The sequence below is a fragment of the Streptomyces sp. SudanB52_2052 genome (assembly GCF_964272415.1).
Classification (GTDB): domain Bacteria; phylum Actinomycetota; class Actinomycetes; order Streptomycetales; family Streptomycetaceae; genus Streptomyces; species Streptomyces olindensis.
On sequence record NZ_OZ186796.1, the window covers coordinates 590,221 to 616,215 of the forward strand.

Sequence of the window (25,995 nt, forward strand, 5' to 3'; positions counted from 1 at the left end):
GACATGCTGGACCGGCCCGCCAGGGCAGTCGAGGAGAGGAAGATCCACCATCCCCAGCGAGACCCTGCACCTACCCACCCCGGACGGCCGGGCCGACGCGTTCGCCGCCTTCCCCGACGACGGCGGGCGGCACCCCGGTGTGCTGATGTACCCGGACGGCTTCGGCATCCGGCCGGTACTGCGGGAGATGGCCCGTGAGCTGGCCGGGCACGGCTACTTCGTGCTCGTCCCCAACGTCTTCCACCGGCACGGCCCGGCACCGGTGATCGACCTTCCCGAGCACATCGGGGAGGAGGCCCGGCCCGCGGTCCTCGCCCGGCTGATGCCGCTGATCGAGGCGCACACGACCGAACGCGTCCTGCGGGACGCCGACGCCTACCTCCGGTTCCTCACCGCCCGGCCCGAGGTCGCCGCCGGACCGGTCGCGGTGACCGGCTACTGCATCGGCGGCCTCCTGGCGATGCGCACCGCCTCGGCCCACCCCGGGCGGGTGGCCGCCGTCGCCGGATTCCACGGCCCCGTCACCGCCGACGGGCCCGACGGCCTGCACCGCCTGCTCTCCCCCATCACCGCCGAGGTCCACCTCGGGCACGCCGCGAGCGACCTGACGCCCGAGGCCCTCGGCGAGCTCAACCGTGCCCTGGACGCCGCGGGGGTCGACCACACCTCGGAGATCTACCCCGGCACCGTCCACGGCTTCACCATGTCCGACACCGACGCCTTCGACGCCGCCGCGCTGCGACGCCACTGGGACCGCCTGCTCCCGCTGCTGGAGCGGACCCTCGCCCACGGCTGAGGCGGCGGCGCCTCACGCGCCGGGGCCGGGGTCCGGCCGGACCGCCGTCTCGATGCCGGCGCGGGCCGCTTCCAGCTGGGCGGCGAACGCGATGCCGAGGAACAGGGCGACGGCCGTGAGGTTCGCCCACAGCAGCAGGGCGATGAAGGCGGTGAGCGGCCCGTACACGGCGCCGAAGGCACCGCTCTCCTCGACGTACAGCGCGAGCAGCCAGGTGGCCGCCACCCACAGCAGCAGGTGCACGGCCGAGCCGAAGGCCAGCCAGGTGTAGCCGGGCTGGACGCGGCGCGGCGACCAGCGGAAGATCACGGCGGAGGCCACCCAGGCCAGGGCGAGCCCCACGGGGATGTCGAGCGCGCCCCACCACTGCGTGCCGCCGCCCTCCCAGCCGGCGGTGTCCGCGACGGCGTCGCCCACGGCCTCACCGGCGACGAGGACGACGAACCCCAGTACCAGGGGCAGACCGGCGGCGAGCGCGAGCACGATCGCCCGGGCGTACTTGCGCGGGAAGGGACGATCGCGCTCGATGCCGTAGATCCGGTTGGCGCCGCGCTCGATCTGGCCCATGGCGGAGGCGAGGTTGAGCAGCGCGAAGCCCAGGCCGAGCCAGAGGGCGAGCGTGCTCCAGACGTCGCCGTGGGCGGTGCGCCGCGTCCCCTCGAAGGCGTCCTCGACGATCTCCGCGCTGGCGCCCGGCACGATCCGGCCGAGCGTGAGCTCGATGACCCGGCCCACGCTCTCCGTGTGCACGGACGTCGCCAGCCCGACCAGCGCGACGGTGCAGGGCAGCAGCCCGACCACCACCTGGAAGGCGAGGGCCCGGGCGTTGGTGAAGCCGTCGGCGTAGCGGAACCGTGCGAAGGAGTCGGTCAGCAGCCGCAGTCCCCCGTAGTGGCGCAGGGCGGTGAACGCCTCGTCTCCGGAGAGCTCGTCCCCGATCATGTCCCGGGTCTGCGGGACGTGGACGGCGGTACCCATGGCGGACGCTCCTTGTCGTACGGCTGCTCCCTGTCCGGTTGCCCCGGGAACCTTCCCGTCCGACCTCCTCCTTGCGACATGGCCTCCGGTGCGTCGCCCGTTCGGCAGTCCCGGCGACGGTGCCCGCGCCCCCGCGGTGGTCCGGGCGGCCACCGCGGGGCCGGCGGGGTGTCACTCCTCGTCGCGCAGCCGCGCCGCCAGGGAGGTCAGGGGCTCGGTCTCCTCGGTGTGGCCCAGGGCGGTCAGGCGGGAGACCGCCGCGTCGAGGCGGGTGAGGGCGGGGGCGGGGCGTTCGAGGTAGATGCCCTCCACGGCACCCGCGAGGCGGACGCACTCGGCCCACTCGCCGGCCTGGTCCTGGTCCGGTCCCGGCTCGCCGAGGAGGGCGAGGGCCTTCTCCAGGGCGGCCAGGGCCTCCTCGTACGCACCGGCGTAGGCGTTGACCCGTCCGTGCTCGTAGGCCAGGGCGGTGTCCAGGGAGCGGCCCCGGGCCTCGTACCCGGCGGCGCGGGCCTCGTCGGCGATCCGGCCGGCGTCGGCGAGGAAGGCGCGGGCGCCGGCCAGGCCGTCGGGACCCTGCTGCTGCGCCTGGAGGCGGGCGAGTTCGCGCAGGCAGTTGCTGAGCAGCTCGTGGCGCGGGTCCCGGGCGTGGGCGGCGAGCGCCTGGTCGGCGGCCTCGCGGGCGCGGCCGAAGTCGCCGGACTCGCCGAGGAGTACGGCCGTCTCCGCGGCGATCATGGCGTGGCTGCCCGGGTCGTCGTCCCAGCCGGCCGACTCGGCGGCGAGGGCGACGAACTCCGCGGTGGCGGCCTTGAGGTCCTCCCCCGCGTGCAGCGCCCGGGCGCGGGTCAGGCGCAGCTGGGCGACGAGCCGGTCGTCCAGCTCTCCGGCGGTGACGTCCGGTTCGGCCAGCAGGGAGTCGAGCAGGGCGATGCTGTCCTCGACACGGCCGAGGTCGAGGCTGAGCTGGGCCGCGTTGCTGTAGGCGCAGTAGGCGTCCGTGCGGCTGCCGTGGCGAAGGTCCAGTTCGGCGGAGCGCGTCAGGTGCCGCAGTGCCTCGTCGGGGCGGCCCAGGTGCATGCAGACCTCGGCGAGTTCGCCGTGGAGGCGGCCGGTGTCGACCGCGTCGGCCGGCCAGTCGGCGGCCAGCCGCAGGGCCTCCGTCAGGTTCGCGTGGGCGGCCTGTGCGTCCCGCAGGCCGAGCTGGAGCCGGGCGCGCAGGCCGAGCGTGCGGGGCAGGTGCCAGGCGGGGCCGTGCGCCCTCAGCCGGTCGAGGAGGGCGTCGAGCTCGGTGACGGCGGTCGGCAGGTCGCCGGAGATGGCGTGGGTGCCGGCCCGCAGCAGCAGGGCGCCGGAGATCTGCCCGGCGATGTCGTGCCGCGTGGCGAACGCGAGCAGCAGGTCCGTCTCGGCGAAGGCCGCGGCGGCGTGCTCCTCGCTCCCGGAGGTCTGCAGGCGCAGGCCGAGGGCGGTCGCCCGCATCCGCAGCAGGCGGGACTCCTGCTGCGGGGCGAGGCCGGGCGTCTCCTCCTGGAGGCGGACCATGGACGCGTGGGCGGCGGTCAGCGCGGCGGCCTTCGCCTCGGCCCGCTCCGCGCCGTCGGCGGGGCCCTCCGCGGGGATCTCGGCGGTGGCGAACAGGGCACCGGCGCGGGCCACCGCGGCATGACCGGGCAGGCCGGCGTCGTCGTACAGGGCCGCCGCCTCCTCGTAGAGGGCGGCGCAGTCGGCGAACTCGTCCTTGTCGCCCGCCCGGCTCGCCTCGTCGGCCAGCAGGTCCGCGCGCAGGCGCACGAGCGGGCCGACGGCCGGGTCGTCGGGGTGGGTGTACTCGCGGGCGGCGACGAGGGTGCGCAGCCGTGCCCAGCAGGCGCGTGCGTCCGGATGTCCCTGCTCCTCCAGGCCCCTGGCCCGGAGGATGAGTTCGGGCAGCGACTCGGGGACGGCGGCGGCCGTGCGGGCGGCGGCAGCGGGGGCCGGGGCGGCCGGGGCCACCTCGTCGAGGCCGCGGGTGCGCAGGGTGAGTTCCAGCGCGTCCAGGAGCGGAGCCCGGTCGAGGCGGGCCGTGCGGCGGTCGGTGTGGGCCGTGGTGCCGTTGCGGGCGTCGAAGCGGGCGGCGAGGTCGTCGGCGCGGCCGCGCACCTCGGCGCGCAGGCCGGCCACGGTCCAGATGCGGCCCGCGTATCCGGCGGCGGGCAGCTCGCCGTGGCCGAGGAGTTCGACGCGCTGGAGGAGGACCTCCACGCCGGTGAGGAAGTCGAGCTGCTCCAGCGGCGAGTCGACCTCGTCGAACAGGTTCCGGTTCTCGGCGAGCAGTTCCAGGCCGCGGGCCTCGTTGCCGGTCAGCGCGCAGAACTCCAGGTGCCGGCCGACCTCGCCGGACATCGAGGGGTTGCGGCGGCAGCCGCGGTAGCCGGCGAGGTGCAGTTCGCGGGCCCGGTCGGCGCGGTCGGTGCGCAGCAGGGGCAGCAGCGCGTACGAGAAGGAACGGGCGGGTTCCTCCTGGCAGGACTCCTTCCCGGCCAGCACGGGTTCCCAGGTGCGCAGGGCCCGCTCGTCGTCGCCCGCCCTGAGGTGGTGGCGGGCGCGCTGGCAGATCTCGCAGGCCTCGCAGTCGCTGAGCCGGGTGCGGGTGCGGCCCGCCCACAGCTCGTAGGCGAGGGCGGTGTCCTCGCCGATGTGGGCGGCGAGCTGGTACGCCTGCCCGTAGTAGGGCTGGAGGCCGAGGCCGGCCTTCTCGTAGCGGTCGCGCATCTCCGTCAGCCACTGGCGCAGGCTGGTCAGCGGTATCTCGGGCAGGGCGCGCAGCGCGCCGGCCACCCACTTGAACCGCCAGAACAGCAGGTGGCGCAGGCGGTCGTCGAAGACGTCGGGCTGCTCGTCGAAGAGGGTGAGCAGGCGGGCGAAGACGACGGGCGACTTCCGGGGCTCGGAGCCGTAGGTGTACGCCTCCTGCAGTTCGAGGAGGGCGTGGACGAGGGGGACGGTCTCCTCGAACTGCTCGGCGGCGTCGACGAGTTCCTCGGCGGTGACGGTGCGGGTGCGGCCGTAGGGGCGCTGGTCGTTCTCCTGGAGCGCCTGGTACAGCTCGTCGGTGGTCTGGGGTGTGGTCGGCATAGTCAGCTGTCCTTGCGGAGGGCGTGGGCGAGGAGGTCGAGGAAGGAGCGGTTGATGAGGCTCGACTCGGCGGGCCTGAGCGGGCGGCGGGACAGCATCGCGGCCTGTCCGTAGAGGGCTTCGGCGCTGGTGCGGGCGAGTTCGGGTTCGTCGATGGTGACGGCGGTGCGGACCAGCGGGTTGAGCTGGTTGAGGATCAGCTGGGCGCGCGGGGCTTCCTGGCGCAGGGCGCCGAGGATGTCGCCCCACAGGCCGCCCTCCTGCTCGCGGGCGAGCTGGGAGCGGGTGCGTTCGTGCCGGGCCTCGCGGCTGTCCACGAGGAGGGCGGGGGCGGAGGCGGGCTGGAAGGTGCGCAGCGCGACGTCGCAGTCGAAGACGGCGAGGGCGTCGCGGGCCTGGGCGAGGTAGGCCGCGGCGGCGAGTTCGGTCTCGCGGTCGACGGGGTCGAGGTGGGCGGTGAGCGTCGCCGGGTCGAGGTCGGCGACGGTGGCCTCGGGCCTGATCTCGGGCAGCCGGTGGACCAGTTCGCGGTCGTAGGTGTAGCCGCCGTTGACGACGCCGAGTCCGGCGGCCGAGGCGATCGCGGCGACCTGCCGGAACTCCTCCACGCTCGACGTCACGAGGACGGTGCGGTGGGTGCGCGCGAACTCGTCGAGGGTGGTGTGCCCGTCGGTGGTCTCGAACGGCAGCCAGGGCAGCAGCATCCGCAGGATCTCGTCGTCGTGCACGGCGAGGGACTTCACGGCCAGGTGGTGGGCCTGGAGGAAGCGGTGCAGCAGGTCCGGGTCGCTGGCGGCGGCCCGGGCGATCCAGGCGCGCAGCCGCTCGGCGAGGGCGTCGCGTACGGCGGCGAGGGTGTCGTCCTCGTACAGGGACTCGCGGGACGCCGTGGGGCGCAGGCTCTCGGCGTCGACGACGCAGCGGACGAAGAACGCCCAGTCGGGCAGGATCTCCTCGGCCTGCTCGGAGAGCAGCATGCCCTTGACGTGCACGCGGTGGCCGTGGCGGCGCCCGGCCGGGACCGTCTCGGGCAGCACGCAGGCGATGCCCTTCAGACCGACGGCGGGCAGGTCCAGCTCGATGGTGTCGAGCGGGGTGAAGCCGAAGACCTCCTCGCCGTAGGCGGCCAGGGCTCGGGAGCGGGCTCCCGGGGTGGGGTACGTGCGCGCCCAGGGGGCGGGCTCGGGGTTGACGGATGCGCCGGTGGCTCCGGGTCCGGCCGTGCCGTCGTCGAAGGTCACCGGGTGGCGCAGCAGGGAGCCGAAGTGGCGGGCCAGCGCGTGCACCTGGGCCGGGCGGGTCCACTCGCCCGCGTCGGCGCGGGGCGTCAGGGTGACCGTGGTGCCGGGGCGGGGGCGGGCGGAGGCGGGCAGGGCGCGGACGGTGTAGCTGCCGTCGCCGCGTCCGCGCCACTCCACGGCCGGGGCGTCGGGGGTGCGGGCGGAGCGGCTGAGGACGTGGATCTCGTCGGCGACGAGGAAGCAGGAGAGCAGGCCGATGCCGAACTGGCCGATGAAGTCGCCGCGCTGCTCGGCGATGCGGTCGGCGCGCTTGCTGCTGCGGCCGATGGTGGCGAGGAAGCTGTGGACGTCTGCCTCGGTCAGACCGACGCCGTCGTCCTCGACGCGTACGACCGAGCCGTCGGCGTACAGGCGGACGCCGAAGGCGTCGGCGGGGGCGGCCGGTTCGAGGGCGTGCCGGGCGGTCAGCGCGTCCACGGCGTTCTGCATCAGTTCGCGCAGGTAGACGCGGGGGCTGGAGTAGAGGTGGTGGGAGAGGAGGTCGACGAGACCGCGCAGATCCACCTGGAAGGTGCGGTCGGCGCCGGCCGGGGTCGCGGCGGTGTCGGGCAGAGTCATCGGCAGTCCGGAGTGGGAGGGGTGACGGGTGTGCGGGCGCACGGCACCTGGGCCGGGTCGGGCGGGTGAACGGGCGCGCGGGGCCGGCGGGTGCTCGCGGGAGGCGGCACCGGGCGCGGCGGGGCCGGCCGGGTGGTCAGGCGCGGCGGTGGTGGCGGGCGAACTGCTTCTCGGGCTCGCCGAAGTACGTCCACGGCCACTTGGTGTAGGCGCCGTCCAGCGTCTGGAAGACGCGCCGGACCGTGTGGCGCTCACCGGCCAGCGACAGGGCCATGGCGAACATGTTGTAGTCGTGCTGCCAGCCCGGGCGCCACACGTAGGCGGGGTGGAGGATGCTGCGGTCGGCCGCCTCCCGCAGCTGCGCCCGGATCTCGTCGGTTTCGAGGTGGTCCCCGCGCTCCGCCTCGACCCACTCCTCGATGTACGCCATGGCGAGCACACAGCCGAGGCGGTGGCCCTCCGGGGCGCGGGCGGCGGCCTCCTGGGCGAACGCCAGCGCCTGCCCCGGCTCGCCGCCCCAGCGGGGCTGCAGCTGCGACACCCACTCGATGTGGGTCTCCAGGTCCAGCGGGTCGCGGCGCAGGGCGGCGTCGAACCGGGTCTCGTTGACGGCGGAGCCCAGCGACATGCCGCGGCCGGAGGTGAGGAGGCGGCGCCACGGGGTGACCCACTCCGGCCGCAGTTCGGCGGCCTCGAACAGCTGCTCCTCGGCGATGTGGAGCCGCTCGTGGAAGACCCGCCACTGCTCCTGCGTGACGTCGACGGCCCGCGCTGCGGTGCGCGCCTCCCAGCCCCAGATGATGTGCCGGGTGCCGGATATCAGCAGGGCCGTCGCCCGGTGCTCCTTGTCCTCCTCCACGGCCCGGCCGATCCAGTCCTGCACCCCGTCCAGTTCGGCGAGCTCGCCCAGGATCTGGTGGTCGCGGCCGAGGTCGAAGGGCGCCAGCGCCGCCTTGACCGCCTCCCAGTCACCCGCGTCGGCCGCCTCCACCAGCGCGAGCACCCGCGCGTCGCCGAGCGCGCGCAGCGTGTACATCCCGTTCTTCTGTCTGCGCGGGACCGGCAGGGCGTGCGGATCCGCCACCGGTCTCTCCGCCCCCCTGCCGAACAGCTTGCCGAACATGCCGCGCCCTCCCCTGGTCCGCGTGATCGTTCGGAGCAGCATAAACGGCCCCACGGACACCGCTTCCACAGGGTTTTCACCCGCCTTTCACGGCCCCCGCCCCGGCGTCGCGCGCAGGTCGGCGGCCACGCGTCCACGTACGCTCAACATCGTTGTGGGGTTGGGGATTTGAAGGGTGGAGCACATGGGGCGTGACGAGCTGATCCGGCCGGTGGCGGACCTGTTGAAGGAGCACGCCGGGTCGGCGGCGCGCCGGATCGCGTACGCCGACTCCTCGCGCGGCGTCACCTACGGCGAGCTGGAGCGGCGCACCCGGGGCCTGGCGGCGTACCTCCTGCGGACGGGGCTGCGTCGCGGCGACCGCGTCGCGATCTGCCTCGGCAACCGTGTGGAGACGGTGGAGAGCTGCCTCGCCGTCCTGCGGGCCGGGCTGGTCGGTGTCCCGCTCAACCCTCGGTCCTCGGACGCGGAGCTGGCGCACTTCCTGAAGGACAGCGGTGCCGCGTTCGTCATCACGGACGCCGCGCGCCTCGCCCGGCTGCGGCGCCTGGGACCGCCGTACGACGGCCTGGGCGTCCTGGTCGCGGGCGCCGGCCCGGTCCCGGAGGGCGTCCGGCTGTTCGACAACGCGGCCGAGAGCGAAGGGGCCGCCGAGAGCGAAGAAGTTGCCGAGTCCGCCGGGATCGACACGCTCGGCCTCGACGAGCCGGCCTGGATGCTCTACACCTCGGGCACCACCCACCGGCCGAAGGGCGTGCTGTCCACGCAGCGGGCCGCGCTGTGGTCCGTGGCCGCCTGCTACGCCCCGGTGTTCGGTCTCTCGCCCGACGACCGACTGCTGTGGCCGCTTCCGCTGTTCCACAGTTTCAGCCACTCGCTGGCCATCCTGGGCGTGACGGCCGTGGGCGCGAGCGCCAGGATCGCCGGGGAGCTGCCGGGGCCGGGCGGTCTGCGGCGGGAGCTGCTCACGGCCCACGAGGAACTCGGCGGGCCCTTCACCCTGCTGGCCGGTGTGCCGGCGACGTACCACGGGCTGGTCGACTCGGCCGGTGCGGCCCCGCCGGCGCTGCGGCTGTGCCTCGTGGCGGGCGCGCCCAGTGGCCCCGCCCTGCGCGCGGCCGTGGAGGAGACCCTGGGGGCGCCGCTGCTCGACGCGTACGGCAGCACCGAGACCTGCGGCATGATCGCGGCCAATCGTCCCGAGGGGCCCCGGGTCGACGGTTCCTGCGGGCCGCCCGTGCCGGGTGTGGACGTGCGCGTCGTCGATCCGGGGAGCGGCGCGGACGTCCCCGACGGTGAGGAGGGCGAGCTCTGGGTGCGCTCGCCCGGCCTGATGACCGGTTACCACGAGCAGCCCGAGGCGACGGCTGCCGCGCTGCGGGACGGCTGGTACCGCACCGGTGACCTCGGCCGCCGCGTCGAGCACGGCCATCTGATGCTCACCGGGCGGGTCAGCGAGCTGATCATCCGGGGCGGCGAGAACATCCACCCGACGGAGATCGAGCAGGCCCTGCTGCGGTGTCCCGGCGTGTCCGACGCCGTGGTGGTGGGGGAGCCGCACGACGTGCTGGGCGAGGTGCCGGTCGCCTTCGTCGTACCGGGTCCGGACGGGATGGACGCCGGGCGGGTGCTCGCCGCGTGCCGGGCCCTCCTGGCCGACTACAAGGTGCCGGCCGCGATCCGCGAGATCGCCGCCGTCCCGCGCACCGCGTCGGGCAAGACCGCCCGGCACGAGCTGAAGGTCCCGCCGCCGGCCGTCTCCTCCGCGGCCGGCACAGCGCCGACCGCCCTGCGCGAGCGGCTCCTGCCCCTGTCGCGCGACGACCGGCAGCGCGCGTTACGCGAGACAGTGCTCGCCGAGACGGCCGAGGTGTGCCGGCTCGCCCCGGACGAGCCGCCCGGGCCGGACAGCCCCTTCGCCGACCTCGGCATGACGTCCGTCGGCGCGGTCGAACTGGTGGACCGGCTCGCCGCGCTGACCGGCCTGAGCCTGCCGTCGACGCTGGTCTTCGACCACCCGACGCCGGAGGCGGTGGCCCGGTACCTGCGGGTCGCGCTCCTCGAAGCCCGGCCGGAGAGCCGCCCGGAGCGGCAGCGCGGACAGGACGGGTCCGCCGAGGACGACCCCGTCGTCATCGTCGCCATGGCCTGCCGGTACCCCGGTGACGTCGAATCCCCCGAGGACCTGTGGGAGTTGGTGGCGCGGGGGCGGGACGCCATCTCGGAGTTCCCGTCCGACCGGGGCTGGGACCTGGACGCCCTCCACGACCCCGACCCCGACCGGATCGGCACGTCGTACACGCGGCACGGCGGGTTCCTGCACCGGGCCGCCGAGTTCGACGCCGGGCTGTTCGGGATCTCGCCGCGCGAGGCGCTCGCGACGGATCCGCAGCAGCGGCTGCTCCTGGAGACGTCCTGGGAGGTGTGGGAGCGGGCCGGGGTCGACCCGGCGTCCGTGCGCGGGAGCGACACCGGTGTGTTCGTGGGCGTGATGTACGGCGACTACGCCACCCGTCTCACCCGCCCCCAGGAGCTGGAGGCGCACCTGGGGCTCGGCTCGACGGGCAGCGTGGCCTCCGGACGGCTCTCGTACGTGTACGGGCTGCGCGGTCCCGCCATCACGGTCGACACCGCGTGCTCGTCCTCGCTGGTGGCGCTGCACTGGGCAGCGCGGGCGCTGCGCTCGGGCGAGTGCTCACTGGCGCTGGCCGGCGGGGTCACGGTGATGGCGACGCCCAAGTCGTTCCTCGCCTTCAGCCGACAGCGCGGGCTGGCGCCGGACGGGCGCTGCAAGTCGTTCTCGGCGGCGGCGGACGGCACGGCCTGGGGCGAGGGTGTGGGGCTCGTGCTGCTGGAGCGGTTGTCGGACGCGCGGCGCAACGGCCATCCGGTGCTGGCCCTGCTCCGCGGCTCCGCGGTCAATTCCGACGGCGCCTCCAACGGGCTCACCGCGCCCCACGGCCCCGCCCAGCAGGAGCTGATCCGGCAGGCACTGGCGGACGCCGGGCTGCGCCCCGGTGACGTGGACGTGGTGGAGGCCCACGGCACGGGCACCACACTGGGCGACCCCATCGAGGCACAGGCCGTTCTCGCCACGTACGGGCAGGACCGGGAGCGGCCGCTGTGGCTCGGGTCGGTCAAGTCCAACCTCGGGCACACGCAGGCGGCGGCCGGAGTCGCCGGCGTCATCAAGATGGTGCAGGCCATGCGGCACGGGGAGTTGCCCCGGACCCTGCACGCCGAGTCGCCCACACCGCACGTCGACTGGTCCTCGGGCCGGGTGGAACTGCTGACCGCCCCCCGGCCTTGGCCGGCCTCGGACCGCCCGAGGCGTGCGGGGGTCTCGGCGTTCGGGATCGGCGGGACCAACGCGCATGTGATCCTGGAAGAGGCGCCGAAGACGGCTGTTTCCGCGCCCGAGCCGGCTGGTTCCGCGCCCGAGCCGGCTCCTTCCGGTCCGGAAACGGCTGCCTCCGCCCCGGCGACGGCTGCCTCCGCCCCGGCGACGGCTGCCTCCGCGCTGCCGGGGGATACGGCGCGCGGAACGATTGCGTCCGCACCAGAGACGGCTGCTTCCCCGCAGCCGGGGGATGCGGCGCCCGAGGCGGCTGCCTCCGCCCCGGAAACGGCTGCTTCCCCGGAGCCGGGGAATGCGGCGCCCGAAACGGCTGCATCCGCCCCGGAGCCCGTCTCCGCCCTGCCCGCTCCATGGCTGCTCTCCGCCGCCGACGAGGCCGCCCTGCGCGCCCAGGCCGGGCGGCTCGCGGCCGCGGCGGCGCACCGGCCGGACCTGTCGCCCCTCGACATCGGCTACTCGCTGGCGGTGTCGCGCGGCGCCCTCGCCCACCGGGCCCTCGTGCCGAGCGGTGACCGGGCCCGCATGCTGGAGGCGCTGCGCGCCCTCGCGGCGGGCCGCGACGCGCCGGGTGTCGTCCGAGGGGTGGCGGACCCGGAGGTCCGTACGGCGTTCCTGTTCACCGGGCAAGGCGCCCAGCGCCCGCGGATGGGTGCCGCGCTGCGTGCCGCGTTCCCCGTCTTCGCCGCGGCCTTCGACGAGGCGTGCCGGCATCTGGACGACCATCTCCCCCAGCCGCTCAGCGCGGTCCTGTCCGCCGAGCCGGGCTCACCGGAAGCGGCCCTGGTGGACCGTACGGACTTCACCCAGGCCGGACTGTTCGCCTTCGAGGTGGCTCTGTTCCGGCTGCTGGAGTCGTGGGGCGTGCGAGCCGACCGGCTGGTGGGCCACTCCGTCGGCGAGCTGGCGGCCGCGCATGTCGCCGGTGTGCTCGATCTGCCCGACGCGGCGACGCTCGTGGCCGCGCGCGGCCGGCTGATGCAGGCCTTGCCCGAGGGCGGCGCGATGGTGGCACTGGACGCCACGGAGGACGAAGTCCTCTCCCGGCTGGCCGGGTTCGGGTCCCAGGTTGCGATCGCCTCGGTCAACGGGCCCCGCTCGGTGGTGGTCTCGGGCGTGGACACCGCGGTGCGGGCGGTCGCGGCCGGCTTCGCCGCGGAGGGGCGCCGCGCCGTGCGGCTGCGTGTGAGTCACGCCTTCCACTCGCCGCTGGTGGAGCCGATGCTCGACGAGTTCCGGCGCGTCGCCGAGGAGTTGTCCTTCCGGCCGCCGCGCGTCCCGGTCGTCTCCACGGTGACGGGCCGGGTCGCGGAGGCCGCCGACCTCTGCTCCCCCGAGTACTGGGTGCGGCACGCCCGGCTGCCCGTGCGCTTCCAGGACGCGGTGCGCCGGCTCGCGGCGGACGGCGTCTCCGCCTTCCTGGAACTCGGCCCCGGGCCCGTGCTCACCGCGGCGGCCGCCGACTGCCTGACCGGCGCGGAGACGAGCGGCTCCGTGCTCGCCGTGGCCACCCGGGGCGGTGCGTACGAACCGGAGACGCTCCTGTCGGCCGTGGCGCGGCTGCACGTGGCCGGGGCCGCCGTCGACTGGGCGGCGGCGTACGCGGGTTCCGGCGCGCGGCGCGTGGACCTGCCGACGTACGCCTTCCAGCGGCAGCGGTACTGGCTCGACGAAGAGCCTCTCCCGGCGCCCGATGCCCAGCCGCTGCTGGGCCCGGCCTTCCCCGTGCCGGACACCGGGCGGACGGTACTGACCGGGCAGTTGTCCCGAGCGGCCCACCCGTGGCTCGCGGACCATGTCGTCGCCGGGCGGGTGGTCGTACCGGCGACGGTGTTCGTGGAGATGGCCGTGCGGGCGGGCGACGAGGTGGGCTGCGACGCGGTCGACGACCTCGTGCTGCTGTCGCCGCTCGCCCTGCCCGGCGCCGCGCGTGTGCGGGTCCAGGTCGTGGTGGGCGCTCCCGACGACTCGGGCCGCCGGCCGGTCGACATCTACGCCCGGCCGGAGGAGTCCGCCGAGGAGGTCCCGTGGACCCGGCACGTCTCCGGGCAGCTGGGCCGCGGCCGTGCCGCCGAGGACGAGCCGGCCCCGTGGCCGCCCGAGGCCGCCGAGGCGGTCGACCTCACCGGAGCGTACGCCGCCCTCGCCGGGGCCGGGCTCGCATACGGGCCCGCCTTCCAGGGCGTCGGCGCCGTCTGGCGCTGCGGCGACGACGTCTTCGCGGAGGTCCGGCTGCCCGCGCCGCACACGGCGGGGGCGGGCCGGTTCGGGCTCCATCCGGCGCTGTTCGACGCCGCGACGCACGCGCCGCTGCTGGCCGTGCCCGCCGACGCGGGCGCGATCCGGGTGCCGTTCGCCTGGAGCGGGGTGCGCCTGTACGCCTCCGGGGCCACGGAGCTGCGGGTCCGGGTGACCCGGACCGGCGCCGACACCGTCTCGCTCACCCTCACCGACCCGGCCGGCCGGCTCGTGGCCCGCGTGGACTCCCTGACCACCAGGGAGCTCCCGGCCGAGCGGGCCGAGCGGGCCGACCTGACGGACGACGTCGTACGCGGGTCGCTGCTGCGCCCCGAATGGACCCCCCTCGAACTCTCCGAAGACGTCGATGAACGCGCCTGGGAGGTGCGCGGTCCGGACGAGCTCGGCCTCGCCGCGTACCTGCCCTGCGCCGGGAAACCGGAGTTCGTCGCCGTCACGGCCCTGGCCCGCGCGACGGACCCCGATATGCCGGCGGCCGTCCACGAGTTGACCGGCAGGGTGCTCTCGGCGCTCCAGGACCTGCAGGACGATCCGCACACGGCGGGTTCACGGCTGGTGGTGGTGACGCGGGACGCCACCGCGCCCGTGCCGGACCTGGCGGGGGCGGCGGTCTGGGGACTGGTGCGCACGGCCCAGTCGGAGCTGCCCGGCCGTGTCGTCCTGGTGGACGTGGACGGGCGGCCCGAGTCGCTGCGGACCCTGCCCGCGGCCGTCGCGACCGGCGAACCGCAACTGCGGGTGCGGGACGGGCGGGTGACGGTTCCCGCCCTGACCACGGTCCAGGAGGCCGCGGACGCGGAGGACGCGGACGCGGAGGCCGCCTTCGGAGCGGACGGCACGGTGCTCATCACCGGAGGCACCGGGGCCCTCGGCGCCGAACTCGCCCGTCACCTGGTCACCGCGCACGGCGTACGACACCTGCTGCTGACCGCACGCCGGGGCCCGCGGGCGCCGGGGGCCGAGGAACTGCGCGCCGAACTGGCGGAGTCGGGCGCGCGGGTCGGCATCGTCGCGTGTGACGCGGCCGACCGTGCCGCCCTGGCCGAGGTGGTCCGGAGCTGTGAGCCGCCGCTGACGGCCGTGGTGCACGCCGCCGGGGTCCTCGACGACGGTGTGCTGGACTCGCTGACCCCCGGGCGGATGGCCGCCGTGCTGCGGCCGAAGGCCGACGCGGCCTGGAATCTCCACGAACTCACCCGGGACACGGGGCTGTCGGCGTTCGTCGTGTTCTCCTCCGTCTCCGGTCTGCTGGGCCGGGCCGGCCAGGGCAACTACGCGGCCGCGAACTCCTTCCTCGACGCCCTCGCCCAGCGCCGCACCGCCGAAGGCCTGCCGACTCTGTCGCTGGCGTGGGGCCCGTGGGAGCACACCGGCGGCATGGCGGCGGGGCAGCCCCGGCACCGGCCCGGGTCGCGTGACGTGCTGGTGCCGCTGTCCACGAGGCAGGGCCTGTCCCTGTTCGACGCCGCGGTGCGCACGACCGAGCCGGTCCTGGTGCCGGTCCGGCTGGACCGCGCCGCGCTTCGGTCCGCAGCGGGAGCGCTGCCACCGCCGTTGCGCGGCATCGTCCGCCCGGCCCGGCCGACCGTCGCGACGACGGCGACGGCGGCGGGGACTGCGGCGGCGACGGCCTCCGGCTCTCCCGGCGGTACCGGGCGGATGCCGGAGGCGGGGGCCTGGCGGGCGCGGCTGGACCTGCTGCCCGCGAGCGACCGGCGGGCGACGCTCACGGACCTGCTGCGGGCCGAGGTGGCCGATGTGCTCGGCTACCCGCACGCCGACGCGCTCCCGGCCGGCAGGTCCCTCGCCGAGCTGGGATTCGACTCCCTGACGGCGGTGCAGATCCGCAACCGGGTGAGCGCCGCGCTGGGGCTCCGGCTGCCGGTGGGGGTGGTGTTCGACCACCGCACGGCGGAGGACCTGGCACGCCACCTGCTCGGGCTGCTGCCCGCCGACCCCACTGCCGCGGCCACCCACGCCTCTCCGGCCACCACGGAGGCCGGGGCGCGGCCCGCGTACACCCTGTCCTCGCTGTTCCGGAACATCAGCGCCGCCGGGCAACCCGTGGCGGCGATGCACCTGCTCGTCACCGCGTCCCGGGCCCTGCCCACCTTCACGGCGGATCGGGGCCACGAGCACGCGCTGCCCCCGATCCGCCGCTCCCCCGGCCGCCCCGGCTCCGGACGGCCGACGATCGTCTACTTCCCGGCCTACCACCCCTCGCTCCCCTCGGAAGGCGGGGACTTCCCCCGATTCCACCGCGCCTTCCACGACGACCTCGACGTCCTGGAGTTCCCACATCCCGGGATCGGCGCCGGAGCGGCCGTACCGGAGGACCTCGCCGCGCTGGCACGCACGCAGGCCGGGAGCATCCTGCGGCACGTCGGCGAGGGGCCCGTCGTGCTCGTGGGACGGTCCGCCGGCGGCAACGTCGCGCACCTCGTGGCCCACCGGCTGGAAGGCATGGGCCGGGCGCCGTCCGGGCTGGTCCTGCTGGACACGTACCACATCACGCCGGACAACAGCGGCACGGACTGGCTGCTGTCCCTGGCCGCTCCACCGCCGTCGGAGACCGGACAGCCCGGCTTCGCCCGGGACGACGACGGTGCCCTGGCCGCGATGGGCGCCTACAACCGGATCTTCCTCGGCTGGACCCCCGAGCCGGTGACCACGCCCACCCTCCTCGTACGCGCGCAGCGGCCCACGCCCGCCATGGCCGACTCCGCCGACCGGGACGACTGGCGCACGTCCTGGCCGACGGCGCACGACGTCGTGGACGTCCCCGGCGACCACCTGACGATGATGCGGGAACACGCCGGGAGCACCGCGTCGGCGATCCGCGCCTGGATCGAGGAACGCGTGGTGCCCACCCTTGCCCTCCCTATCGAATCTCGATAGATTTCCATCGCGATTCGATTGAAGGGGCATCGATGGGAAAGATCACCGTGCTGGCGCTGCGTGCCGTGCTCGTGGCGCTGCTCGCGGGTTCGCTGTTCGTGCAGACCGTGATGGTCGCGCTGCTGGCCGACGACATGGAGGGCAGTGTCCTCGCGGACCGGCGGGTCCCGATCCTGCTGATCGTGGTCCTGGGCATCGGCACGGCGCAGGCCGTCCTGGTCTGCGTCTGGCAGCTGGTGACGATGGTGCGGCGCGGGAACGTGTTCTCCGACGGCGCCTTCCGGTACGTGCACGTCGTGATCGGCGCGTTCGTCGCGGCGGCGCTCCTGGTCTTCGCGCTGGGCGTGGTGCTGGCTCCGGGTGAGGCCGTGGCCCCGGGCGTCGTCCTCCTGCTGGGGGGCGTCTCCCTGGCGGTCTTCGCCGTCGCCCTGATCGTGCTCGTGCTGCGGATGCTGCTCGCCCAGGCCGTCGCCCGCGACGTCGAGGCGGCCCGCATGCAGGCAGAGCTGGCCGAGGTGATCTGATGCCGATCGTCGTCGACATCGACGTGATGCTGGCCAGGCGGAAGATGTCCGTGGGCGAACTCGCCGACCGCGTCGGCATCACCCCCGCCAACCTGGCGGTCCTCAAGAACGGCCGTGCCAAGGCGGTGCGCTTCACGACGCTGGCCGCTCTCTGCGAGGTCCTGGAGTGCCAGCCGGGAGACCTGCTGCGCTGGGAGGCCGAGAGCCTCGCGGACGAGGCCACGCCGGCAGGACGTCACCTGTGAAACCGGCCGACATGCCCCGACCCGGGGCCACCACCCGCAGCGACGTCCTCGTCGTCGGCGCGGGACTGGCCGGCCTCCACACCGCCACGCTCCTCGCCCGGCAGGGCCACGACGTGCTCGTGGTGGACCGGCGCACCAGTCTCGCCGGCGCGATCCGCACCACGGGAATCTTCGTACGGAAGACGCTCGACGACTTCCCGCTGCCCCCGGAGCACCTCGGCCCGCCGATCCGACGGGTCGTCCTCTACCCGCCCGACCTGCGCCGCCCGGTAACCCTGGTCAGCGCCCGCGACGAGTACCGCGTGGGCGACATGGCTCCCCTCTACACGGCGACGGCGGCCACCGCGACGGCCGCCGGCGTGCGGATCGCCCTGGGCACGCGTTACGCCGGCCGCCAGGGCGGCGCCTTCCATCTGGTCGGTCGCGACGGGCCGACCGTGGTCCGGGCACGTTTCGTCGTCGGCGCCGACGGGGCCCGCTCCAGCGTCGCCCGGGACCTCGGCCTCGACCGGAACCGCCACCTGCTGGTCGGAGCCGAGGAGGTGTTCGACCTGCCCGGGCATGACGAGCCGCCGACCTTCCACTGCGTGCTCGACCCGTCGCTCGCTCCCGGCTATCTGGCCTGGGTGGTCGACGACGGGCAGCACGCGCACGTCGGCGTCGCCGGCTATGCGGACCGCTTCCCGGAGGGACTTCGCGGGGCGCTGCGGCGGTTCAGCGCGTCGGCACCCGGCCTGGCCGGCCGGGACCGGCCGGAAGCGGTGGAGCGGCGCGGCGGCCCGATTCCCGTCGGTGGCGTGCTGCGCCGGATCGGTTGCGCCGACGGTCTTCTCGTGGGGGACGCGGCGGGCGCGGTCTCCCCCCTCACCGCCGGGGGGCTGGATCCGTGCCTGCGGCTGTCGGAGTTCGCGGCCGCGGTCCTCGACGACGCGCTGCGGTCCGGGCGGGCGGACGCGCTGGCCTCCTACGACGGTGCCGCTCTGCGCGCCCGCTTCCGAGGACGGCTCACACTGCGCAGGGGGCTGGCCCAGGTGCGCACGCCGAGCATGGCGGGGGCGGCTTTCACCCTGCTGCGCACGCCGCTCGGCCGGGCGGCGGCCGGCCGGGTCCTCTTCGGCGACAAGTCCTTCCCGACCCCGGCCCCTCGCTGATCCCACGCCACTCTGCCGGTCCTTCGGCCGAGGCGATGCGGTCGAGGCAAGGCAAGGAGACCGGAATATCTGCCCGATAAGCCGGTCAACAGCAGCCCAAACCATCCGGCCCGCGCCTCGGCGGCCGCTTACGCTCATGCCCTCCCGCATCTCACCGAAGGCAAGCACATGAGCGATGGCCGCAGCGCACCCTCCTGGCCGGACGGCGAGTACGTCACGCCGCCCGCGGGCGGGCAGGCCCGGTTGACGCGGGCGGAGATGCGCAGGGCCGCCCGGACGGCGAACCGGCGGCCGGCGCGCGGGCCAGGCCGGGCGCGGACCCGGAGCGCCTCGGGGGCCGCCGGGTCCGCGTCGCGGCGACGGCCGTCGGGGAAGCGCAGGTTCATCGACTACCCGCGGGCGGGCAGACGTGGTGTGCGGCGCTGGCTGCCGTCGTGGAAGCAACTGGCGGGACTGTTCCTGACGGTGTGCGGCAGCCTGCTCGCCGCGGTGGCCTACGCGTACGCGACCGTGTCCATTCCCAGCGTCAATCCGGACACGCAGACGCAGGCGAACACCTTCTACTGGTCGGACGGCTCGCAGATGGCGGAAGTCGGCCAGGTCGACCGGCAGAACGTGACGCTCTCCCAGGTGCCCTCCGCCGTCCAGTGGGACTTCCTCGCGGCCGAGAACGCCTCGTTCTACACCGACCCGGGTGTCGACCCGCAGGGGATCCTGCGGGCGATCTACCACATGGCCGAGGGCGGTGAGGTGCAGTCCGGGTCGACCATCACCCAGCAGTTCGTCAAGAACACGTACCTCAACCAGAGCCAGACCCTCTCGCGCAAGCTCGACGAGATCATGATCTCCCTGAAGATCGGCGGGAAGCTCAGCAAGCGGCAGATCCTCCAGGGTTACCTCAACACCTGCTACTACGGCCGGGGCGCCTACGGCATCGAGGCGGCGTCAGAGGCGTACTACGGCATGCCGGTGCAGAGACTGACCGTCAGCCAGGGCGCGTTCCTCGCCGCGACGGTGAACGCGCCCAGCGTGATGATGAACGCCGACGACCCGCAGCAGCGGGCACCGGCCGTGGCCCGCTGGAAGTACGTCCTGGGGCGGATGGCGGCCATCGGCAAGATCAGCGCGGCGCAGAAGGACCGTTACCTGCGCGCCGGTTTCCCGACGCCCGAGCCGATGCGCGGACGAGGCTCCATGAGCGGGCAGATCGGCTATCTGGTCCAGGTCGCCGAGCAGTACGTGGAGCAGCACTCGTCGATCTCGGACCAGCAGTTGAACGAGGGCGGCTACCAGATCCACACGACCTTCGACAAGCACGAGGTGGCCGAGCTGAGTTCCTCGGTGGCGGCCATGCGCAAGCAGCATCTGGACCCGGACCACCGCGCGGCCGACCGCGACGTCCAGGTCGGTGCCGCCTCCGTCGACCCGACCACGGGGGCCGTCGTCGCCCTGTACGGCGGGGACGGGTGGGACAAGGGCCACTACACCGACAACGCCGACAGCTCCGGCGTGCCGGTGGGCTCCACGTTCAAGCCCTTCGACCTCGCCGCCGCGCTCGACCACGGCGCCGTGCTCTCCCCCGGCGCGCCGCCCTCCCCCATCACACCGGAGAGCCTGTTCGACGGCGACGACGGCATCGAGATCAAGAACCAGCAGGGCCACTACCTCTCGGACGGCAGCGACCCCACCGGACTGCTGCACCAGCAGAACGACACCCCCACCAAGTGGGGGTACATCACCCTGCGCAAGGCGATGGAGCAGTCGGTCAACACGCCGTACGTGCAGCTCGGGGAGTACGTGGGCTACGACAACGTGGAGAACGAGGCGCTGCGGGCCGGTCTGCTGCGGAACACCCTGCAGTACGACACCGCCGGTTTCTACATCGGCACCTCCACCCCGTCCGCGATCCGGATGGCCGACGCCTACGGCACGTTCGCCGACCACGGCATCCGCCACCAGCCCTACTCCGTCACCGAGGTCGTGCACGCCGGCGCGCGACTGCCCGGGTTCCAGGCGCCCTCCGGTGTGCGGGCGATGCCCGCCTCGACCGCCGACACCGTCACCGGCGTCCTCCAGGACGTCGTCAAGCACGGCACCGGCACCAACGCCCTCGCCCTCGGACGGCCCGCCGCCGGCAAGACCGGCACGACCGACGACTACAAGTCCGCCTGGTTCATCGGCTACACGCCCCAACTGTCCACGGCGGTCGCCCTGTTCAAGGAGAACCCGAAGAACTCGGGCCTGCAGTCGATGGCCGGGGTCGGCGGCTACAGCAAGGTCTTCGGCGCCGACATGCCCACCCAGGTCTGGCTCGGTTACATGACCGCGGCCCTCCAGGGGCAGCCGGTGCTCTCCTTCCCCGCCGCGCCGCACCTCGGCCAGGGCACGAACGAGAACGGCGCGCCCTCCCCCGGCCCGTCCCCGTCGCCCAGCGCGACCCCCACCCCCTCCCCCACCCCGTCGGCCCCCTCACCCACCCCGTCCCTCACCCCGTGCAGCGACATCCCCGGCGGGTGCGTCTCCCCGACACCGGCTCCTTCCCCGTCGCAGACCGGGGTCGGCACCACGGGAGGCCTCTTCGGGCCGGGAACCGGAGGCCAGGGACAGGGAGTCGCCCCCGGGCCGTCGATGCGTCCACGGAACTGAGGTCCGCGCCTTCCCGCGCCGCAGGGACGTCGCGGCGGCGTATCCGGCACCCGCTTCCGCGGTGGCCCAGACACCGGCTCCGGCGACGCTGTACGGAGCCATGCGGTGGTAGGGCAGGCAGGTGGCGCCCGCGAAGTGCGGGGCGCCTGCCCGTGCGGTGGGCGAGGAAGTCACCGGCCACGACGGCGGCGGCCGCGACGACGAGAGGGAGACTGATGTGACCGGCGCGGGCGAGTGCCCCGGCGGTCAGGAGCAGGGGGAGCGTCGGGACGAAGGCACCGGCGTTCACCGCCGCGCCTCCTCGGGCCGCGTCCCGGTGCGGTCGTCGGGGGCGAGGGGGCGCCGCAGGTGCCAGACGTGGGCGGGAGGCAGGTTGGCCCACACGGTCCAGCGGCCGGTGGCGTAGGCGCGTTGGTAGGCGGCCATGACCTCGTCCACGGCGGCGTGCCGGCGGGCTTCGGCTCGCGAGGCCGTCAGGCGCGGGCTCTGCGGGTGCCGAGGTAGGCGAAGTAGGTGAGCGTGCCGCCGGGGTGCAGCAGCTCCAGGGAGCGGGTCATGATGCGCTCGACCTGGTGCACGTCGCCCGGCCGGGCCGCCCGGCCAGGCCGGGATGCGTGGCGACGAGGTGACGCAGCCGCGCGGCGAAGCGCGGGTTCGCCTCGACGATGTCCAGGCGGCTGCCGCGGGACAACCGGGGATCAGCGCCCGGGTGACCGCCCCGGTGCCGACACCGGCCTCCAGGACCGCGGGCGGGCGGGACGCCTGTGCGCGGACGGGCTCGGTCAGGGCGCGCGCCAGTGCCGTCCCGCTCGGCGCTATCGCGCCGGTGGTGCGCAGATCGCGGGCCGCGCCCGCTTTCCCGTCGGGCCGCCGACGGCTAGGGTTCGGACGCAGCGAGTCACTACGAGGAGCGAAGACATGGTCGGTGTTCCGAGCGCGCGTTGACGCTTTCGGCCGTGATCGGCCCGTCATCGCGTGCTGCCCTTGATGTTGCGGCACAGCGAGCCTTCCCCCGCCTGAACCGCCGGTGCACGTTTCCTGTGCTCGGTGGCGGGCCTCGTCGTCGGCAACCACAAGGGATTCCCGTGCCGTCCGCTTCCCCCGCCGTATCCGATTCCGATGGGCCCGTTCCGCCCAGTCTGTGGCGGGACGCCGACTTCCGCAGGCTCTGGATGGGCCAGACAGCCTCCCAACTCGGCGAACACGCGACCCTGGTGGTCCTGCCGCTCTTCGCCGTCCTCACGCTCCACGCCGGGCCCGGCCAGCTGGGCGCGCTCCGCGCGGTGGGGCAGGCGCCGATCCTGTTGCTCTCGCTCTTCGTCGGCGCGTGGGTGGACCGATGGCGGACCCGCACGACGATGGTGCTCACGGACGCCGGCCGGGCCCTGGCCCTGGGCGCCGCCGCCCTGGCGGGCCTCCTCGGCTGGCTCGGCCTGCCCGCCCTGTTCGCGCTCGCCTTCGCCGTCGGGGCCCTGTCCGTGTTCTTCGACGTGGCGTACCAGACGTCCCTGGTCCGACTGGTGGAACGCGACCAACTGGTGGCGGGCAACAGCGCGTTGGAGGGCAGCCGGTCCGCGGCGCAGACCGGTGGCCCCGCTCTCGGCGGTGCGTTGGTGTCCCTGCTGTCGGCGCCGCTGGCCGCCGCCTCCGGCGCACTGTTCTTCGCGCTGTCGTTCCTGTGGATCCGGCGGATCCGCCGAACCGAAGCGGTCCCGGAGCGCCCGACCGCCCGTGGAACGCACGCCCCTCGGGTGTGGCGGCGCATTCACGAGGGCCTGCGTTTCGTCGCCGCCGATGCCGTGCTGCGGACCGTGTGCCTCGCCTCGGCCGCCTTCCAGTTCTCCTTCGCGGCCCTGATGACCGTCTATCTGCTCTTCCTGCCGCGGGAACTGCACCTGTCGGGCACCGTCGTCGGGTTGGCGCTCACGGCGGCGGGACCGGGCGCGCTCCTGGGCTCGCTGCTGGCCGCCCGCCTGCCGGGCCGGTTCGGTCACGGCGTGGTGCTCGTGGGCGCGGCGGCACTCGGCGACGGCGCGTTCCTGTGGGTGCCCGCGTTGCGGGACTCCTCCGCGGTGACGGTTCCCGCGCTCCTCGCGGTCGGCTTCGTGTTCGGGTGCGGCGGCCAGTTGGTGAACGTCACCGTCATGGCCGTCCGGCAGGCCGTCACTCCGGACCGGATGCAGGGCCGCGCGGCCGCGACCATCACGTTCGTGGGCATGGGGATGACGCCGCTCGGTTCTCTGGCCGGCGGATTCCTCGCGGCGGAGTGGGGGTTGCGCACGAGCCTCCTGGTGACGGCCGCGGGCATGATGCTGTCCCCCGTGATCATGGCCTTGTCCCCGCTCGCCCGCCTGGGCCGCGAGCTTCCGGCCCCGCACGACGCGCCGCCGACCTGACAGGGGGCACGTTCTGATCACGTACCCACTCAGCATCCTTTATTGCACTTTCATCACCAATGCTGAATTCTGAACTGTATGTATCGGTCTGCTGTTTCGTCGGACCGGTGCCTGCTGTCGGCGGGATGAGCGTGATGCCTCGACCAGTGCCCACCGGGGACGAGGGAGCAGGGCTGCAGCCGCTGCCGTCGATCGACGACACGGCCACGGCTCGCGCCGTCGTGGACGCCCGCGGCACGGTCGTCGGATGGAGCGAGGGCGCACGCCGCCTGGTGGGCTACCCGGAGTCGGAGATCATGGGCCGGTCCGCGGCCGTGCTGCTCGCCGGGAAACCCCCCGCCGGGACCCTGCGGTCCCTCGACGGCGTGCGGCGGTGGAACGGTTCGGCGACCCTGCGCCACCGGGACGGACGCGTCCTGCCGGTGACCTTGCTGGCCCACCGGCGGGAGCGAAGCCCGGGAGGCGACGAGACCCACGCGTGGGTGCTGGTCTCACCGGTACCCTCCCCCGGGCCGGAGTTCGACGAGCACGCTCTGATCGACTGGTCCCTCGCCCAGTCCCCGTGCACCATGGCCCTCTACGACACCCGTCTGCGGCTGCTCAGGGCCAACGCGGACATGGAACGCGTGATGGGACTCCCCGAGTCGGAGATGCGCGGGCTGAGGGTGTCGGAGATCGTCCATGACCCCCAGGGCGAGCGCGCCGAGGAGCTGATGCGGCAGGTCCTCGGCACCGGCGAACAGCGGCACCTCAAGGCGGCTCTGCACCTGGCCGGCGACGACCACGAGAGCGTGTGGTCGGTGTCCCTGGCCCCGGTGCGCGATCCCCAGGGAGTGGTGCGGGGGGTGCTGCTGTCCGCGCACGACATGACCGAGCAGCACCTGGCCCGGCAGCGGCTCGCCCTGGTCGCCGAGGCCGGCGTGCGCATCGGCACCACCCTCGACCTGGCCCGCACCGCGCAGGAACTGGCCGAGGTGGCCGTCGGGGAGATGGCGGACTTCGTCACCGTGGATCTGCTGCCGGACATCGAGGACGACCGGGAGCTGCGGGCGGAGACGCTGCCCGACCCGATCACCCTGCGCCGTGTCGCCAATCAGTCGGTGCTGCCGGGGTGCCCCGAAGCCGTGGTCCCGCTCGGTACGGTGGCGGCCTACCCGGGCACCTCGCCCGCGGCCGAATGCCTGGTCTCCGGGCGGCCGCTGATCCACACGGTGACCCCGGAAGGCATCGACCGGTGGGCTTCCCTGGCGCCGGACCGGGCGGAACGCGTCCGGCGGTTCGGCTTCCACTCGGTGCTGGCCGTACCGATGCGCGCCCGCGGTGTCACCCTGGGGGTGGCAACCTTCTCCCGTCACCGGCGGCCCGAGCCCTTCGAGCAGGACGACCTGCTGCTGGCCCAGGAGCTCACCGCCCGGGCCGCCCTGTCCATCGACAACGCCCGCCGCTACACCCGGGAGCGCGACACCGCGCTGACCCTGCAGAGCAGCCTCCTGCCGCGGAAACTGCCCGCGCAGCCCGCCGTGGAGGTCGCCTCCCGCTATCTGCCGGCCAGTGCGCAGGTCGGTGTGGGCGGCGACTGGTTCGACGTCATCCCGCTCTCCGGCGCCCGCGTGGCCCTGGTGGTCGGTGACGTCGTGGGCCACGGCATCCAGGCCTCCGCCGCCATGGGACGGCTGCGCACCGCCGTGCGCACCCTGGCCGACGTCGACCTGCCCCCCGACGAGCTGCTCACCCACCTGGACGACCTGGTCAACCGGTCGCTGGCGGAGACCGACGCCACGTCCGGCACCGCCGACATCGGCGCCACCTGCCTGTACGCGGTGTACGACCCGGTCTCGCGGCGCTGCACCCTCGCCCGCGCCGGCCATCCGGAACCGGTGCTGGTCAGTCCGGCGGGCGAGGCGCGCGTCCTGGACCTGCCCGCGGGGCCCCCGCTGGGGCTGGGCGGCCTGCCGTTCGAGTCGGCCGAGGTCGAGCTGCCCGAGGGCAGTCTGCTCGTGCTGCACACGGACGGCCTCATCGAGGCCCGGGGCCGCGACGTCGACGAGGGGCTCGACCTGCTGCTGAACGCGCTGGTCCGGTCGGGCACCTCCCTGGAGGGCATCTGCGACGCCGTCCTGCGCGAGGTGCTGCTGCCCCGGCCCACCGACGACGTGGCGCTGCTGCTGGCCCGTACCCGGGCGCTGGACTCGGCCCACGTGGCCACCTGGGACGTGCCGCCGGAGCCGTCGGCGGTGGCCGAGGTGCGCAGCAGGGCGAGCCGGCAGCTCGAGGAGTGGGGCCTGGGGGAGGCGACGTTCGTCACCGAGCTGGTCGTCAGCGAACTGGTCACCAACGCCATCCGGTACGCCGGGCCGCCGATCCAGCTGCGCCTGATCCTGGACCGCCGGCTCATCTGCGAGGTGTCCGACGCCAGCAGCACGGCCCCGCACCTGCGCCGGGCCCGTGTCTACGACGAGGGAGGACGCGGCCTGCTGCTGGTCGCCCAGCTGTGCCAGGGGTGGGGGACCCGCCATACGTACCAGGGGAAGACGATCTGGGCCGAGCAGGCCCTGCCGGCCCGGTGACGACCCGGCAGACGGACACCCCTCGGCAATTTTGGAAACGGGATCCATTTTCATATACCGTTCTCCTCGCCCGTCACAGGA

General features: G+C 74.5%; 13 protein-coding genes. 8 read left to right on the forward strand and 5 right to left on the reverse strand.

Annotated elements, in window-relative coordinates; genetic code table 11:
• Positions 1-49 precede the first annotated feature (49 nt).
• Positions 50-796, forward strand: coding sequence for a dienelactone hydrolase family protein (locus ACSUPV_RS02760; protein WP_031117632.1), 747 nt, complete (start codon positions 50-52; stop codon positions 794-796).
• Positions 797-808: 12 nt separating this feature from the next.
• On the opposite strand, the gene ACSUPV_RS02765 is transcribed toward ACSUPV_RS02760, so the two are convergent.
• The 4 genes from ACSUPV_RS02765 to ACSUPV_RS02780 form a co-directional block, all read right to left on the reverse strand.
• On the reverse strand, positions 809-1,774 hold the full coding sequence (locus tag ACSUPV_RS02765) for a YihY/virulence factor BrkB family protein (RefSeq protein WP_031117631.1): 966 nt from the start codon (positions 1,772-1,774) through the stop codon (positions 809-811).
• Between the two features lie 171 nt (positions 1,775-1,945).
• Entirely contained in the window at positions 1,946-4,891 is a 2,946-nt protein-coding gene (locus ACSUPV_RS02770; protein WP_436946833.1) for a hypothetical protein, read from the reverse strand.
• A gap of 2 nt (positions 4,892-4,893) precedes the next feature.
• Positions 4,894-6,750 (reverse strand): HSP90 family protein, encoded by a 1,857-nt coding sequence (locus tag ACSUPV_RS02775; RefSeq protein WP_037764402.1) that lies wholly within the window; start codon positions 6,748-6,750, stop codon positions 4,894-4,896.
• A 136-nt stretch (positions 6,751-6,886) separates the two neighbouring features.
• A complete protein-coding gene (locus ACSUPV_RS02780) occupies positions 6,887-7,873 on the reverse strand; it encodes a hypothetical protein (RefSeq protein WP_382608816.1) in 987 nt (328 codons plus the stop codon).
• A gap of 184 nt (positions 7,874-8,057) precedes the next feature.
• Here ACSUPV_RS02780 and ACSUPV_RS02785 point away from each other — a divergent pair, with 184 nt between their 5' ends.
• From ACSUPV_RS02785 to ACSUPV_RS02805, 5 genes are all read left to right on the forward strand, one after another.
• Positions 8,058-16,385, forward strand: coding sequence for an SDR family NAD(P)-dependent oxidoreductase (locus ACSUPV_RS02785; protein WP_436946834.1), 8,328 nt, complete (start codon positions 8,058-8,060; stop codon positions 16,383-16,385).
• Between the two features lie 32 nt (positions 16,386-16,417).
• Complete coding sequence (locus ACSUPV_RS02790; protein ID WP_031117624.1) at positions 16,418-16,909, forward strand: DUF2975 domain-containing protein; 492 nt, start codon at positions 16,418-16,420, stop codon at positions 16,907-16,909.
• On the forward strand, positions 16,909-17,154 hold the full coding sequence (locus tag ACSUPV_RS02795) for a helix-turn-helix domain-containing protein (protein WP_031117623.1): 246 nt from the start codon (positions 16,909-16,911) through the stop codon (positions 17,152-17,154). Before ACSUPV_RS02790 ends, ACSUPV_RS02795 begins: the two co-directional genes overlap by 1 nt.
• 11 nt (positions 17,155-17,165) lie before the next feature.
• The gene (locus ACSUPV_RS02800; protein ID WP_382608821.1) at positions 17,166-18,305 is read left to right on the forward strand and encodes an NAD(P)/FAD-dependent oxidoreductase; all 1,140 of its coding nucleotides are present in this window, start codon (positions 17,166-17,168) and stop codon (positions 18,303-18,305) included.
• A gap of 168 nt (positions 18,306-18,473) precedes the next feature.
• Positions 18,474-20,951 carry a transglycosylase domain-containing protein gene (locus ACSUPV_RS02805; protein WP_436946835.1) on the forward strand — a complete coding sequence of 826 codons (2,478 nt, stop codon included), beginning with the start codon at positions 18,474-18,476 and terminating at the stop codon, positions 20,949-20,951.
• A 285-nt stretch (positions 20,952-21,236) separates the two neighbouring features.
• On the opposite strand, the gene ACSUPV_RS02810 is transcribed toward ACSUPV_RS02805, so the two are convergent.
• Complete coding sequence (locus tag ACSUPV_RS02810) at positions 21,237-21,377, reverse strand: hypothetical protein (RefSeq protein ID WP_436946836.1); 141 nt, start codon at positions 21,375-21,377, stop codon at positions 21,237-21,239.
• A gap of 659 nt (positions 21,378-22,036) precedes the next feature.
• Here ACSUPV_RS02810 and ACSUPV_RS02815 point away from each other — a divergent pair.
• A complete protein-coding gene (locus ACSUPV_RS02815; RefSeq protein WP_436946837.1) occupies positions 22,037-23,347 on the forward strand; it encodes an MFS transporter in 1,311 nt (436 codons plus the stop codon).
• A 125-nt stretch (positions 23,348-23,472) separates the two neighbouring features.
• Positions 23,473-25,914, forward strand: coding sequence for a SpoIIE family protein phosphatase (locus ACSUPV_RS02820; protein WP_382608828.1), 2,442 nt, complete (start codon positions 23,473-23,475; stop codon positions 25,912-25,914).
• Positions 25,915-25,995 lie beyond the last annotated feature (81 nt).

Coding starts and splice junctions, on each gene's coding strand:
- ACSUPV_RS02785 (WP_436946834.1), top strand. CDS start 8,058: ATGGGGCGTGACGAGCTGATCCGGCCGGTGGCGGACCTGTTGAAGGAG.
- ACSUPV_RS02775 (WP_037764402.1), bottom strand. CDS start 6,750: ATGACTCTGCCCGACACCGCCGCGACCCCGGCCGGCGCCGACCGCACC.
- ACSUPV_RS02790 (WP_031117624.1), top strand. CDS start 16,418: ATGGGAAAGATCACCGTGCTGGCGCTGCGTGCCGTGCTCGTGGCGCTG.
- ACSUPV_RS02780 (WP_382608816.1), bottom strand. CDS start 7,873: ATGTTCGGCAAGCTGTTCGGCAGGGGGGCGGAGAGACCGGTGGCGGAT.
- ACSUPV_RS02800 (WP_382608821.1), top strand. CDS start 17,166: ATGCCCCGACCCGGGGCCACCACCCGCAGCGACGTCCTCGTCGTCGGC.
- ACSUPV_RS02765 (WP_031117631.1), bottom strand. CDS start 1,774: ATGGGTACCGCCGTCCACGTCCCGCAGACCCGGGACATGATCGGGGAC.
- ACSUPV_RS02810 (WP_436946836.1), bottom strand. CDS start 21,377: ATGGCCGCCTACCAACGCGCCTACGCCACCGGCCGCTGGACCGTGTGG.
- ACSUPV_RS02805 (WP_436946835.1), top strand. CDS start 18,474: ATGAGCGATGGCCGCAGCGCACCCTCCTGGCCGGACGGCGAGTACGTC.
- ACSUPV_RS02795 (WP_031117623.1), top strand. CDS start 16,909: ATGCCGATCGTCGTCGACATCGACGTGATGCTGGCCAGGCGGAAGATG.
- ACSUPV_RS02820 (WP_382608828.1), top strand. CDS start 23,473: ATGAGCGTGATGCCTCGACCAGTGCCCACCGGGGACGAGGGAGCAGGG.
- ACSUPV_RS02770 (WP_436946833.1), bottom strand. CDS start 4,891: ATGCCGACCACACCCCAGACCACCGACGAGCTGTACCAGGCGCTCCAG.